15 protein-coding genes are annotated in these 11,936 nt (G+C 51.9%); 13 read left to right on the top strand and 2 right to left on the bottom strand.

Annotated features, from left to right (window positions below; all coding sequences use genetic code 11):
* The first annotated feature begins 290 nt into the window (after positions 1-290).
* A complete protein-coding gene (locus M987_RS08795) occupies positions 291-749 on the top strand; it encodes a YbaK/EbsC family protein (protein WP_014068787.1) in 459 nt (152 codons plus the stop codon).
* A 35-nt stretch (positions 750-784) separates the two neighbouring features.
* Here M987_RS08795 and bglJ read toward each other — a convergent pair whose 3' ends face one another.
* A complete protein-coding gene (gene bglJ / locus M987_RS08790; RefSeq protein WP_041161994.1) occupies positions 785-1,420 on the bottom strand; it encodes a DNA-binding transcriptional activator BglJ in 636 nt (211 codons plus the stop codon).
* A complete protein-coding gene (locus tag M987_RS08785) occupies positions 1,417-2,154 on the bottom strand; it encodes a LuxR C-terminal-related transcriptional regulator (protein ID WP_014068785.1) in 738 nt (245 codons plus the stop codon). The genes bglJ and M987_RS08785 overlap by 4 nt, the downstream gene beginning before the upstream one ends.
* 410 nt (positions 2,155-2,564) lie before the next feature.
* Here M987_RS08785 and M987_RS08780 point away from each other — a divergent pair, with 410 nt between their 5' ends.
* The 12 genes from M987_RS08780 to M987_RS08725 all read left to right on the top strand — a co-directional run bounded on the left by M987_RS08780 (position 2,565) and on the right by M987_RS08725 (position 11,936).
* The gene (locus M987_RS08780) at positions 2,565-3,341 is read left to right on the top strand and encodes a threonine/serine exporter family protein (RefSeq protein ID WP_014068784.1); all 777 of its coding nucleotides are present in this window, start codon (positions 2,565-2,567) and stop codon (positions 3,339-3,341) included.
* A complete protein-coding gene (locus tag M987_RS08775) occupies positions 3,332-3,805 on the top strand; it encodes a threonine/serine exporter (RefSeq protein WP_014068783.1) in 474 nt (157 codons plus the stop codon). Before M987_RS08780 ends, M987_RS08775 begins: the two co-directional genes overlap by 10 nt.
* A 65-nt stretch (positions 3,806-3,870) precedes the next feature.
* The gene (locus M987_RS08770; protein ID WP_014068782.1) at positions 3,871-4,509 is read left to right on the top strand and encodes a TetR/AcrR family transcriptional regulator; all 639 of its coding nucleotides are present in this window, start codon (positions 3,871-3,873) and stop codon (positions 4,507-4,509) included.
* 41 nt (positions 4,510-4,550) lie between these two features.
* Positions 4,551-5,003, top strand: a complete 453-nt coding sequence (locus M987_RS08765; protein ID WP_014068781.1) for a MarR family winged helix-turn-helix transcriptional regulator — start codon at positions 4,551-4,553, stop codon at positions 5,001-5,003.
* Positions 5,004-5,087: 84 nt separating this feature from the next.
* Positions 5,088-5,516 carry an organic hydroperoxide resistance protein gene (locus M987_RS08760; RefSeq protein ID WP_014068780.1) on the top strand — a complete coding sequence of 143 codons (429 nt, stop codon included), beginning with the start codon at positions 5,088-5,090 and terminating at the stop codon, positions 5,514-5,516.
* Between the two features lie 126 nt (positions 5,517-5,642).
* Positions 5,643-6,188: a primosomal protein DnaT gene (dnaT, locus tag M987_RS08755; RefSeq protein WP_014068779.1), complete on the top strand. Its 546-nt coding sequence runs from the start codon at positions 5,643-5,645 to the stop codon at positions 6,186-6,188.
* Complete coding sequence (dnaC, locus tag M987_RS08750) at positions 6,185-6,922, top strand: replicative helicase loader DnaC (protein ID WP_014068778.1); 738 nt, start codon at positions 6,185-6,187, stop codon at positions 6,920-6,922. The genes dnaT and dnaC overlap by 4 nt, the downstream gene beginning before the upstream one ends.
* Positions 6,923-7,008: 86 nt before the next feature.
* Positions 7,009-7,494: a YjjA family protein gene (locus M987_RS08745; protein ID WP_014068777.1), complete on the top strand. Its 486-nt coding sequence runs from the start codon at positions 7,009-7,011 to the stop codon at positions 7,492-7,494.
* A gap of 269 nt (positions 7,495-7,763) precedes the next feature.
* Entirely contained in the window at positions 7,764-10,055 is a 2,292-nt protein-coding gene (opgB, locus tag M987_RS08740; protein WP_014068776.1) for a phosphatidylglycerol--membrane-oligosaccharide glycerophosphotransferase, read from the top strand.
* A 183-nt stretch (positions 10,056-10,238) separates the two neighbouring features.
* The gene (locus tag M987_RS08735; RefSeq protein WP_014068775.1) at positions 10,239-10,874 is read left to right on the top strand and encodes an EAL domain-containing protein; all 636 of its coding nucleotides are present in this window, start codon (positions 10,239-10,241) and stop codon (positions 10,872-10,874) included.
* A complete protein-coding gene (locus M987_RS08730; protein WP_014068774.1) occupies positions 10,875-11,426 on the top strand; it encodes a helix-turn-helix transcriptional regulator in 552 nt (183 codons plus the stop codon).
* 12 nt (positions 11,427-11,438) lie between these two features.
* Positions 11,439-11,936: a Csu type fimbrial protein gene (locus M987_RS08725; protein WP_014068773.1), complete on the top strand. Its 498-nt coding sequence runs from the start codon at positions 11,439-11,441 to the stop codon at positions 11,934-11,936.

Genomic DNA, 11,936 nt, shown 5'->3' with positions numbered 1-11,936 from the left:
ACGCCACACGTTGTTCCATACATCAGCTTCACAACCTTGCCGGGTCGTTTACCAGCAGTACTGCTCAAACGGAATGGTTTCATAATTTGCTCTTATTATTGGATACAGGGGACGTTACGTAATCAGTATTAATCTCTCACTCACGCTCTGCAACCGGTTACTGTAACCGGTTTCCGTGAATGTGAAGGCGATCCAGAAATCGGCCATATGGGATATTTGTTACTTAAGAGATATTTACAGAGCATAATTTCTTATGACAGATTACGCAGGATATTTGTCAGGAGGAAACAATGAGTTTGCAGTCTGTACAGCAGTTTTTTGCCGACAACGCACCCGAGATAGAAGTGATTGAGCTTAGCCAAAGCACTGCGACCGTTGCGCTGGCTGCTGCCGCTCATCACGTTGAACCGGGGCAAATTGCCAAAACGCTATCGTTAAAAGTGAAAAACGAAGTGATCCTGGTTGTCGCGAAGGGAGATGCGCGCCTGGACAACAAAAAACTGAAGGACACATTTGGCGCAAAAGCGCGAATGCTCAGCAGTGATGAAGTGGTCACCGTTACTGGCCATCCTGTAGGAGGCGTCTGCCCATTTGGGCTGGAAAACCCTCTCTCGGTCTATTGTGATGTCTCCTTAAAACAATACCCGGAAGTGCTACCTGCTGCGGGGGCCATTCACAGCGCAGTGCGCATTTCCCCGGAGAGAATGGCTGAGCTAACCTCGGCAAAATGGGTAGATGTCTGCATTTAATCGCAGCGCCAGAGCTCATCTGGCGCTGGATAGCATTACGAAAACGCCGGAACAGTTAATGCGGTTCGGCGACCTTCCCCAACGGGAAGATGTGTAAGAAGATCGGCTGCATCCAGCAACCCCACATCAGAATTCACCCCCAGCTTCACCATGGCATTAAACTTATGTGCGCGGATCGTTTTGATATTGCGTTCAAGCTGGGTCGCGATTTCCGGGATGGAGTACCCAAAAGACATAAAACGCAAAATCGCCCGCTCGGTAGGACTCAACAGCCGGTTATGGCTCACGTACCAGTGATTGAGCATATTGTCATTCACACGCCGGGTTTCACTCAGCAATGCCGACAGTTCATCCAGTAGCTCAATCAGCGGAACCGCTTTGTTGATGATGCCGTGAAGACGGGATGGAAAAAGGTGGCTAACCAGCTTCGCCTCCATCTCATCAGATGCCAATACAATCCGCTGTATATCGTTATGAGTCAGGGCAAGCTCCCGCATACAGGAAAGACAATTCCGGCGTTCTTCGCGCGCATCTGAGAGTGAATAAATAACCGAAAAAAAGGAAGTATGGGAAAATGCAGCTTTTAATCTGTCGGCACATGTAAACAGATGCAGCTTATAATCACTGAGTTGTGGCATAGCGAAGAGATGCATCAGCCCAATCGCACTCATTGTGCAATTTTCGATGAGGGCGATATGTCTTGTTGCAGTGGTCTTTTCCATTCCTCAAACTCCCCATAGGCTGACATCAGACTCAGCTCTCTCATTCCCTGTACACTGCTGATCCATGCGTACATGTCCGCATTACTGCGCAATGACAACCGTCGCATGGCACTGTTTTTTTGAGCACTGATCGTTTTGTTGCTCTTCTTGAGCAATGTAGCAATTTGATTAATTCCCCAACCTTTACCCAGCAGACGCAGTACCTTACGTTCCGAATGGGTTAGCGCGATAAACGATTCACTCTTTTCACCGAACTCCTGGGAATCAGGCGTGAGTAAGGTCTGGCTTATTCGTTCGGCACGTTCTCTGCCGGCGCGAATCGCAGTAATGACGCCTTCTATCGGTTCCATATCGGACAATAGCGTTGTTTCAGGCCGCATGAGCAGCTCGACCGCGCTTGCGTAAAGCGGACGAGAAACCAGGAATATCCAGTGGATCCCCCGGTATTGATTTAACAACCCATAATATTGCTCAAGGGTGCCGCGCGGGTTCCTGTAATCACCAGAAATATCCGCAATAATAACGTCAGCCCTGCGCAGCTGAAGCAACGTGAGTTCTTGTAACGAACAACAATAGGTCAGTTCATAGTCAGGGAAATTACGTGCCATTACCCCGCCCAGGCCAGACTGCATAACAGGTATCTTGCTGATGACTACTCCGTGTTTACCATTCAATGGCAACATAGACCCTCCGAATCCTTTCTTTTACTAAATAGTGTTAAACGCATTCAGATAAATGTTTATTCATTCCTGAATGAAAAGACGATTTTTACTGGCATATATTAAGATAAAGCTCGATGGTATAAGAATTGCCCCAAACAGGTCTAATATCTCACAAATAGAAATAAATTTTAATTACACTACCGTTATAATATTGAAAATATAAAATTAGCAAAACTAAATATATAATTTGAATATTCCAGAATTAAATATTCAAATTACGAATGTTTATTCGCCTGACGCCCCGGCACATCATCGCTGCAACTCTTTGCACAAATCTTGATCTGACCCAGAGCCAGCTATCCCGCACTTTGTGCTAAAAGTAAACATTCCGGGCCATCAGGCAAGCAATCCTTCTTCTCTTCAGGGTAATCATGCAGGCAGATCAGTCAGCGCAACGTGCCGTAACGCGGCTATGTATTCAGTGTGGGCTTTTTCTATTACAACACGGTGCAGAAAGCGCCCTGGTGGAAGAACTCTCTACTCGGCTTGGGCTGGCGTTAGGGATGGACAGCGTAGAAAGCTCCATCTCCTCCAACGCCATTGTGCTAACGACGATTAAAGACGGTCAATGCTTAACCTCAACCCGCAAAAACCACGATCGCGGCATTAACATGCACGTCGTCACCGAGGTGCAGCACATTGTTATCCTCGCTGAGCACAAGCTGCTGGATTTGCACGAGATAGAAAAACGCTTCAACCAAATCAAACCGTTACGTTACCCTCGCTGGGCGGTAGTGCTGATGGTTGGGCTCTCCTGCGCCTGTTTTTGCAAACTGAATAATGGCGGCTGGGACGGAGCAGTCATCACCTTTTTCGCCAGCAGCATTGCCATGTATGTCCGTCAGCTTCTGACACACAGGCAGTTGCACCCGCAAATTAACTTTTGCATCACCGCCTTTGTCGCGACAACCGTGTCAGGTTTGCTGCTGCGCCTGCCCACGTTCGCCAGCACGCCGACCATTGCAATGGCAGCCAGCGTATTGCTGCTGGTGCCGGGGTTCCCGTTGATAAACTCCGTTGCCGATATGTTTAAAGGGCACATTAATACCGGCCTCGCGCGATGGGCTATAGCCAGCTTGCTGACCCTGGCAACCTGTATCGGCGTAGTAATGGCAATGACACTGTGGGGGTTACGGGGATGGGCGTGATTGATTTTCTGTTAGCACTGGCCCAGGACATGGTTCTGGCCGCCATTCCTGCCGTTGGCTTTGCCATGGTGTTCAACGTACCGCGCCGCGCGCTGCCCTGGTGTGCGCTGCTGGGTGCTATCGGCCACGGTTCGCGTATGGTCATGATGACAACGGGCTTTAACATCGAATGGTCGACCTTTATGGCCTCGATGCTGGTCGGCTGCATTGGCATTCAGTGGTCGCGCTGGTATCTGGCACATCCGAAGGTCTTCACCGTGGCGGCGGTTATCCCCATGTTCCCGGGTATTTCAGCCTACACAGCGATGATTTCGGCGGTGAAAATCAGCCACTTCGGCTACAGCGAGCCGCAAATGATCCTGCTGCTCAGTAATTTCCTCAAAGCCTCATCCATTGTCGGCGCGCTCTCCATCGGGCTGTCTATCCCCGGATTATGGCTGTATCGCAAGCGCCCGCGCGTTTGATTTGTGTTCTCGCGCTGCCGTGGTGATAATCCCTGCATTCCGTTTGGTGACGATAAGGAAATGAAGTGGCTAACCCTGGCAGCGAATTCCCCGACCACAATGAAGGCAGCCTGAAGGATAAAATTTTTCACAGCGCCATCGAGCTTTTTGCCGAGTATGGGCTGAACGGCGCCCGCATGGAACAGATTGCGGAAAAGGCAGGCACCACCAAACGCATGGTGGTGTACCACTTCAAAAACAAAGAAAATCTCTATCTACTGGCGCTGGAGCACGTTTATACGCAAATCCGCGCCAGTGAAAAAGAGCTGAGCCTGGCTGGAATGCCGCCTGTTGAAGCGCTGGTGCACCTGGTTGAGTCCACCTTTGATTATCACGCCGACCACCCGGACTACATCCGTATTATCTGCATGGAAAACATGCAGCGCGGCCGCTTTATGCAGCAGTCGAGCTACCTGCGTCAGGTCAACCGCAGCGCGCTGGAACTTCTCGCCGGGATCCTGCAACGCGGAAAAGAAAAGCAGCTGTTTAATCAGACGGTAGAGGCGCGCGATCTTCACCGTCTTATCAGCAGTTTTAGCTTCCACTATGTTGCTAACAGCTACACCTTTACGCTGCTGTTTGAAGATGGCGCAGACGAGCAGGCGCAACGCCAACACTATCGTAAAATGGCAGTTCAGGTGGCGCTCCGCTATACCTGCCCATAAAATAGCTTGCAATTATATCGTGCACTATCTATATTCATCTCATGAACGCAAAAACGAACGACACCACCCCCGCGCTGCTGCTGGATAACCAGCTCTGTTTTGCCCTTTACTCGGCAAACCTGGCGCTTAACAAGCTGTACCGGCAACTGCTGGCACCGCTTAACCTGACCTACCCACAATACCTGGTGATGCTGGTGCTTTGGGAGCAGGATGATATTACGGTGTCGGAGATTGGCGAACGTTTGTTTCTTGACTCAGCCACGCTCACGCCTTTGCTGAAACGTCTGGAGAGCGCCGGGCTGATTAACCGCCATCGCTCCCGTAAAGATGAACGTCAGGTTGTGGTAACCCTGAGCGACGCGGGAAGCAGCCTGCAACAACAGGCCGTAGGTATTCCGCAGGCGGTGGGTTGTGCCGCGAAATGTGATACCGCCACCCTGGCAGAGCTTAAGCAACAGCTTGAGCTCTTGCGACAACAGCTACAGCGCGCGTAAGGCTATACTTTACGCGTATTTATTTACACATATATATCGCACGCTATTTAATAGCACATATAAATGCAAGATGAGGAACCTGCCATGTCTTTAGAAAAAGTTGTCTACACTGCCAAAGCAAAAGCAACCGGAGGCCGCGATGGCCGTGCAACCTCTTCCGACGGCGTACTGGATGTGAAACTGGGTGTGCCAAAAGAGATGGGCGGCATGGGTGGTGAAGTGACTAACCCGGAACAGCTTTTCGCAGCCGGCTATTCTGCCTGCTTCCTGGGTGCGATGAAGTTTGTTGCAGCCCGCGATAAATTCTCCCTGCCGAAAGACGCGTTTATCGAAGGCGAAGTGGGTATTGGCCCGCTGCCAACTGGTTTTGGTATCGAAGCGAAACTTAACATTCACGTTGAAGGTATGGATGCAGCCGAAGCGAAAAAACTGGTTGATGCTGCGCATATTGTTTGCCCGTACTCTAACGCCACTCGCGGCAATATCGACGTGACGCTGAATATCATCGCGTAATCACGGCCGATTAATTCCCTCTCCCGGTGGGAGAGGGTCACCTGCACTTTCCCCCTCCATCCCCTCTTCCTCTCTGTGCTACCATAAGCCCATATCACGCCCGTAGTAATCAGTAGAGAAAGTGTTATGTCTTCCAGAATCCTGACCACCAGCATTGCGGGTATCGATGCGTTTATGCACGATCCCCGTGGTGTACTGACCAACGCCGAAAACGGCACGCTCGCGGTATTCGCTGATAACGCACCGGCGTTTTATGCGATCACGCCTGAACGTCTGGCGCAGCTGTTGGATCTCGAAGCGCGTCTGTCGCGCCCGGTGAGCGATGTGACTCTGGATAACCAGTTCTTTGAAGAGCCGGGAAGCACCCCGGTCGCCGTGCCGATGGGGAAATTTGCCATGTACGCCGGATGGCAACCTGACGCCGATTTCCAGCGCCAGGCCGCGTTATGGGGGATTGCGCTCGCGCAAACCGTTACCCCCGAAGAGCTGGCGGCATTCACCGCCTACTGGCAGGCTGAAGGCAAAGTGTTCCACCATGTCCAGTGGCAGCAAAAACTGGCGCGCAGCATTCAGATGAACCGCGCCAGTAACGGCGGCCAGCCAAAGCGCGATATCAACGCCTTTTCCGAACCAGACAAACAGATCCCCAATGGATTCCGAGGTGCTAAATGAAAAACGTCGGCGACCTGATGAAACGTCTGCAAAAAATGATGCCTGCCAACGTCAAACCCGCGTTTACGACCGGTGAAGAACTGCTGGCCTGGCAGAAAGAGCAAGGTGAAATCCGCGCCGCTGCCCTCGCCCGTGAAAACCGGGCCATGAAAATGCAGCGCACGTTCAACCGCTCCGGCATCCGCCCGCTGCACCAGAACTGCTCGTTTGATAACTACAAAGTGGAATCGCAGGGGCAGATGAACGCCCTGGCCGCCGCACGTCAGTATGTAGACGAATTCGACGGTAACATCGCCAGCTTCATTTTCAGCGGTAAGCCCGGCACCGGGAAAAATCATCTTGCAGCCGCCATCTGTAACGAGCTGCTGCTGCGCGGTAAATCGGTGCTGATTATCACCGTGGCCGATATCATGTCCGCCATGAAAGACACCTTCAGCAACCGCGAAACCAGCGAAGAACAGCTGCTTAACGACCTGAGTAACGTCGATTTACTGGTCATTGATGAGATTGGCGTTCAGACCGAATCTCGCTATGAAAAGGTGATCATCAACCAGATTGTCGACCGCCGTTCCTCGTCAAAACGCCCAACCGGGATGCTGACTAACCACAATATCGACGAAATGACCCGTCTGCTGGGTGAACGCGTGATGGATCGTATGAAGCTCGGTAACAGCCTGTATGTCATCTTTGACTGGGATAGTTATCGCAGTCGCGTTACCGGCAAAGAGTATTAGGAAATTTCCAGGAAATACCGGCGCGACAAGAGGTATATACTGACTCCACTTTCGGCCCAAAACGGGCTTTGTTCGAGTAAGCAATTATGAAAAAACACGTTCTTCTCAGCACAGTATTAGGCGCGCTGCTGGTATCCGGCGTTGCGCAGGCCGCATCATGGCAAGATTCACTGACCAGCGCCGCCAACGAGCTTACCAAAGAGAGTAGCAGCAGCTCTCAGGGTGGCCTGTCCGCCTCTTCCCTCACCAGCCTGTTAGGTAGCAGCAGCCAGAGCCTGAGCGCGGGCACCATGAACAACGCAGCAGGTATTCTGGAATATTGCGCGAAGCAAAAACTGGCTTCCGTGACCGACACCCAGAACATTAAAAACCAGGTGCTTGGCAAACTGGGTCTGGATACGCAGGAGCAGAAACAAGATACCAACTATATGGACGGTATTCAGGGCCTGCTGAATGCGCAAAACGGCCAGCAGCTTAACCTCAGCACCCTCGGTAACTCTTCGCTGGCGAAAGAGGTGAAAACCAAAGCCTGCGATCTGGTGCTGAAACAGGGTATGAACTTCATCTCCTGATCGATCCCATTTTCTGCCACAACACGCCGCGTTTAATACGTTAGTCTTACAACGCGGCGCTAAATGAGCGTTTTCCCCACCTGCCACAGTCTCAGCGTCCGCCAGTCAGGATGCGACCGCCTTCAAAAAAATGGTTTTCTAAACCAAATCCTAACAACAGCACATTTTAGTGACACTAAAATTGCAGCTAAACGACATCGCAATTACATTGTATTACCAAAAAATAACCAGTTAGCCAGCTAAGCGCCTGGCGTCATGAGGATATGCTGTTGTCAGAGTTAATGTCCCTAACCCTTTTTCTTGCCTCCGTGGGCGTTTACGCCTGGAAAGCCGGACGCAACACCTGGTGGTTTATCGCCACGCTGGTGGTGCTGGGTATTTTTATTGTTCTCAACATTACCTTATATGCGAGCGATTACTTTACGGGCGACGGCATTAATGACGCGGTGCTTTATACTCTGACGAACAGCCTGACCGGCGCTGGTGTTGGTAAGTACATACTTCCTGGCCTGGGTATTGTGGTATCGCTGGTCGTCATCTTCAGTGCGCTTGCCTGGGTACTGCGTCGTCGCCGGCATCATCCACATCATTTTGGCTACAGCCTGCTGGCGTTGTTCCTGGCACTGGCCTCAGTGGATGCCAGCCCGGCCTTCCACCAAATCACCGAGCTGGTCAAATCCCAGTCGCGCGATGGCGATCCTGATTTTGCTGCGTACTACAAAGAGCCGTCGAAGAAAATCGCCAGTCCGAAGCTCAATCTGGTCTACATCTACGGTGAGAGCCTGGAGCGGACCTACTTTGATAACGACGCGTTCCCGAATCTGACTCCCGACCTTGGCCCGCTGAAAGACGAAGGTCTTGATTTCAGCCACACCATGCAGTTACCCGGCACCGATTACACCATCGCCGGGATGGTCGCGTCCCAGTGTGGTATTCCGCTGTTTGCCCCGTTTGAAGGCAACGCGTCGGCGTCCATGTCGAGCTTCTTCCCGCAGAATATCTGTCTTGGCGATATCCTGAAAAACTCCGGCTACGAAAACTATTTCGTGCAGGGCGCTAACCTGCGTTTTGCCGGGAAAGACGTGTTCCTGAAATCACACGGTTTTGATCATCTTTATGGCTCAGAAGAGTTAAAAACCACGGTAGCCGACCCCACCTATCGTAACGACTGGGGCTTCTACGACGATACCGTGCTGGATGAAACCTGGAAGAAATTTGAAGAACTTTCCCGCTCAGGCCAGCGCTTCTCGCTGTTCGCCCTGACGGTGGATACACACCATCCTGACGGATTTGTGTCCCGCACCTGTCAGCGCAAAAGCTACGAAATCGACGGTAAAAACAATAAGTCCTTTAGCGCCGTAACGTGCAGCCAGGAACATATCGCCGCGCTGGTCGAAAAAATCAAATCCTCACCCTATTTTAAAAATACGGTGATTGTTGTCTCTTCTGACCATCTGGCGATGAAAAACAGCGCATGGGATGAGCTCAACAAACAGGACCGTAGCAATCTGTTCTTCATTCTGCGTGGCGACCAGCCGCAGCAGGATGTGATTGCCACCAAACGTAACTCGATGGATAACGGCGCCACCGTGCTGGATATCCTGGGCGGCGATAACTTTATTGGCCTGGGCCGCAGCACCCTGTCCGGGCAGTCGCTGTCGGAAGTGTTCCTCAACATGAAGGAAAAAATCCTCGCGTGGAAGCCGGATATCATCCGCCTGTGGAACTTCCCGAAAGAGATGAAAGACTTCACCATCGATCAGCAGAAAGGCATGATTGCCTTCTCGGGCAGCCATTTCCGCCTGCCGCTGTTGCTTCGCGTGTCGGATAACCGCGTAGAGCCGCTGCCGGAAAGTGAATACTCTGCGCCACTGCGTTACCAGCTGGCGGATTTCGCCCCGCGCGATAACTTCGTCTGGGTAGACCAATGCTACAAAATGGGCCAGCTCTGGTCGCAGCCTCTGTCGCTTTCAACCGACTGGTGCGTCTCCCAGGGGCAGCTTGGTGGGGAACAGATCGTTCAGCACGTCGATAAAGCCCAGTGGAAAGGTAAAACCGCCTTTAAAGATACGGTCATCGACACAGCACGCTACCAGCGCAACGTCGACATGCTGAAAATCGTCGACAACGATATTCGTTATAAAGCCGACAGTTTTATCTTTAACGTGGCCGGCGCGCCGGAAGAGGTGAAGCAGTTCAGCGGGATCTCGCGCCCTGAATCCTGGGGTCGCTGGTCCAATGCCCAGTTGGGTGATGAAGTGAAAATCGAATACGCCCATCCGCTACCGGAAAAATTCGATCTGGTGATCACCGCGAAGGCATTTGGCCCTAACGCCCATCATCCAATCCCGGTGCGGGTCGGTGATACCGTTCAGGCGCTAACGCTCGGCAATGATGTCACCACCACCACGCTGCATTTCGACAACCCGTCGCGCAGCAATACCCTGGTAATTGCGCCGCCAGACCCGCAGTCTACCAACGAAGGCAATATCCTCGGCCACTCGCCACGTAAGCTGGGTATCGGGATGGTAGAAATCAAAATTGTGAACAACGAAGGTTAATCACACTCCGCGCCCGGCATCGTGTCGGGCGCACAAAGCACCACTCAAAATCCTATAGATAATTTATAAATCAGATTAAAACTCTTTATATAAGACAAATTTATTTATAAATATCCTGGAATTCTCCCTATCTCTACACTGCGTAACTCATCAACTTACGACGAGAACTCACGCAACCCCATCATGTTAACTGGCTACAAATTCGAATCCATCCGGGCATTACATACTGAAAATGTGATTGCCTGGGAAATGTTGTCCACGGCAAAACCGCACGTCAATCTTGAGCACTACTTCAGAGCGATGTGCTTTGCCCAGCGTAAACAGCATTTTTTTACCCAGCTTCGTCATGCAATGAACTGCAACGCGCGGGGGAAATATTACCTGAACGCTACCTCCGATCTGCTGCTGGAAGAGGACTTCTACACCCGCCTGATCCTGGAAACACCGCGCCCGGAACTACTTGCCATCGAAGTGACCGATCTTGAGCAAATCGTGCAGCTCAACGCGAAGGACACCCGCACCCTGCGCCAGCGGATAGCGTCCCTGCGCCAGTGGGGAGTTGAGGTGTGGGCGGACGACGTCTTTGAGGCCATTTTGCCGCAGCTGCTGGCCTGCCAATTTTTATTCTACGGCGTAAAAATCGACAAGCAGGCGTTCTGGTCAGGCAGGACGGAAACAGAACACTTCCTGCACCTGACGCAGCGCTGCAAATCGCTGGCCAGCAAGGTGCTGATTGAAGGCATTGAAACCTTTGCCGATTTTGCACTTGCGCGCGCCAGCGCGGCGGATTACGGCCAGGGTTATCTGTGGAATAAGTAAATGAACATGTCTCACACCACACACGCCGATTATCAAATCATCATTCTGAGCGACAACTATTTCCTGTGGCTCGGCCTTAAAGCGCTTATTTCGACGATGATGGCCCCCCGGCCAGATATTTTCTGGAGCAATGGCGTAAGCCCGGAAAGCATTCTGCGAATGCGCGAACAGGTCATGAAAAGTTCGCCCTATAAACACAGTCTGGTTTTTACCGAAGCCTCGCGAGTCAATGACATCCAGATCTACCTGCCTTCTGAGCAGGTGAAAGTGATGCCAACCAACCTGTCGGTGTCGCAGCTGATCCTGCGCTTAAGCACTGAAAATTTCACCAACGCAAGCGTACCCAACGCCACCCTGACCCGTTCAGAGCTGCGGGTCTGCACGCTTATCAGCAAAGGGATAAGCCTGGTGCGCATCGCACAGCTGCTGAACAAATCGCCCAAAACCATCTACACCCACAAGCGTAATGCGATGACAAAATTCCACTGCCACACCCTGGCGGAGTTTCACCGCAAAATCTGCCTGCTGGAACAGCAGTCGCTCTATTTTTAACGGAAAAAGACCATGAAACTTGTCCCCGCGCTGTTCTGCTGCACCACGCTTTTACTTCCTGCCACGGTGATGTCTGCGGATACCACCGCCACGGCGACCATGCACGTCACGCTCGAAGTCGTAAAATCCTGCACCATTAACGCCAACGACCTGAATTTTTCGCGCCACAGTTCTGATGAAACCGCTGAGATTCAGGCCAGTACGCAACTTAACGTCACCTGCACCAACGGCACGCCGTTTACGCTCTCAGCCCTCAGCCGTGACACCAGCGAAAACGGCACCTTCTGGCTAAAACCGGATGACTCCGGCAGCGGCGCGCAGAGCATCGCCTGGAAGCTTTATGCTGACGAAAACAAGCAGACCCAGATAACCGGCAGCGAGGGGCTCACCGGAACCGGTAACGGTCAGGAGCAATCGGAAACCCTGTATGGCGTGATTGAGGCAGGCGCACTCGCGACCGCTCAGGCAGGCTCATACAGCGATGACATCACCCTGAATCTGGTGTACTGA

The organism is Enterobacter soli ATCC BAA-2102, assembly GCF_001654845.1.
Taxonomy (GTDB): domain Bacteria; phylum Pseudomonadota; class Gammaproteobacteria; order Enterobacterales; family Enterobacteriaceae; genus Enterobacter; species Enterobacter soli.
The sequence above is the reverse complement of the archived record's forward strand: the minus strand, read 5'-3'. Positions and strand labels throughout refer to the sequence as shown.

Bases quoted from the DNA above. Each gene is read 5' to 3' on its own strand.
- M987_RS08745 (WP_014068777.1), top strand. From the start codon at position 7,009: ATGAAAAAACACGTTCTTCTCAGCACAGTATTAGGCGCGCTGCTGGTA.
- M987_RS08735 (WP_014068775.1), top strand. From the start codon at position 10,239: ATGTTAACTGGCTACAAATTCGAATCCATCCGGGCATTACATACTGAA.
- M987_RS08785 (WP_014068785.1), bottom strand. From the start codon at position 2,154: ATGTTGCCATTGAATGGTAAACACGGAGTAGTCATCAGCAAGATACCT.
- M987_RS08730 (WP_014068774.1), top strand. From the start codon at position 10,875: ATGAACATGTCTCACACCACACACGCCGATTATCAAATCATCATTCTG.
- M987_RS08795 (WP_014068787.1), top strand. From the start codon at position 291: ATGAGTTTGCAGTCTGTACAGCAGTTTTTTGCCGACAACGCACCCGAG.
- dnaT (WP_014068779.1), top strand. From the start codon at position 5,643: ATGTCTTCCAGAATCCTGACCACCAGCATTGCGGGTATCGATGCGTTT.
- M987_RS08765 (WP_014068781.1), top strand. From the start codon at position 4,551: ATGAACGCAAAAACGAACGACACCACCCCCGCGCTGCTGCTGGATAAC.
- M987_RS08780 (WP_014068784.1), top strand. From the start codon at position 2,565: ATGCAGGCAGATCAGTCAGCGCAACGTGCCGTAACGCGGCTATGTATT.
- M987_RS08775 (WP_014068783.1), top strand. From the start codon at position 3,332: ATGGGCGTGATTGATTTTCTGTTAGCACTGGCCCAGGACATGGTTCTG.
- dnaC (WP_014068778.1), top strand. From the start codon at position 6,185: ATGAAAAACGTCGGCGACCTGATGAAACGTCTGCAAAAAATGATGCCT.
- M987_RS08760 (WP_014068780.1), top strand. From the start codon at position 5,088: ATGTCTTTAGAAAAAGTTGTCTACACTGCCAAAGCAAAAGCAACCGGA.
- M987_RS08725 (WP_014068773.1), top strand. From the start codon at position 11,439: ATGAAACTTGTCCCCGCGCTGTTCTGCTGCACCACGCTTTTACTTCCT.
- bglJ (WP_041161994.1), bottom strand. From the start codon at position 1,420: ATGAGTGCGATTGGGCTGATGCATCTCTTCGCTATGCCACAACTCAGT.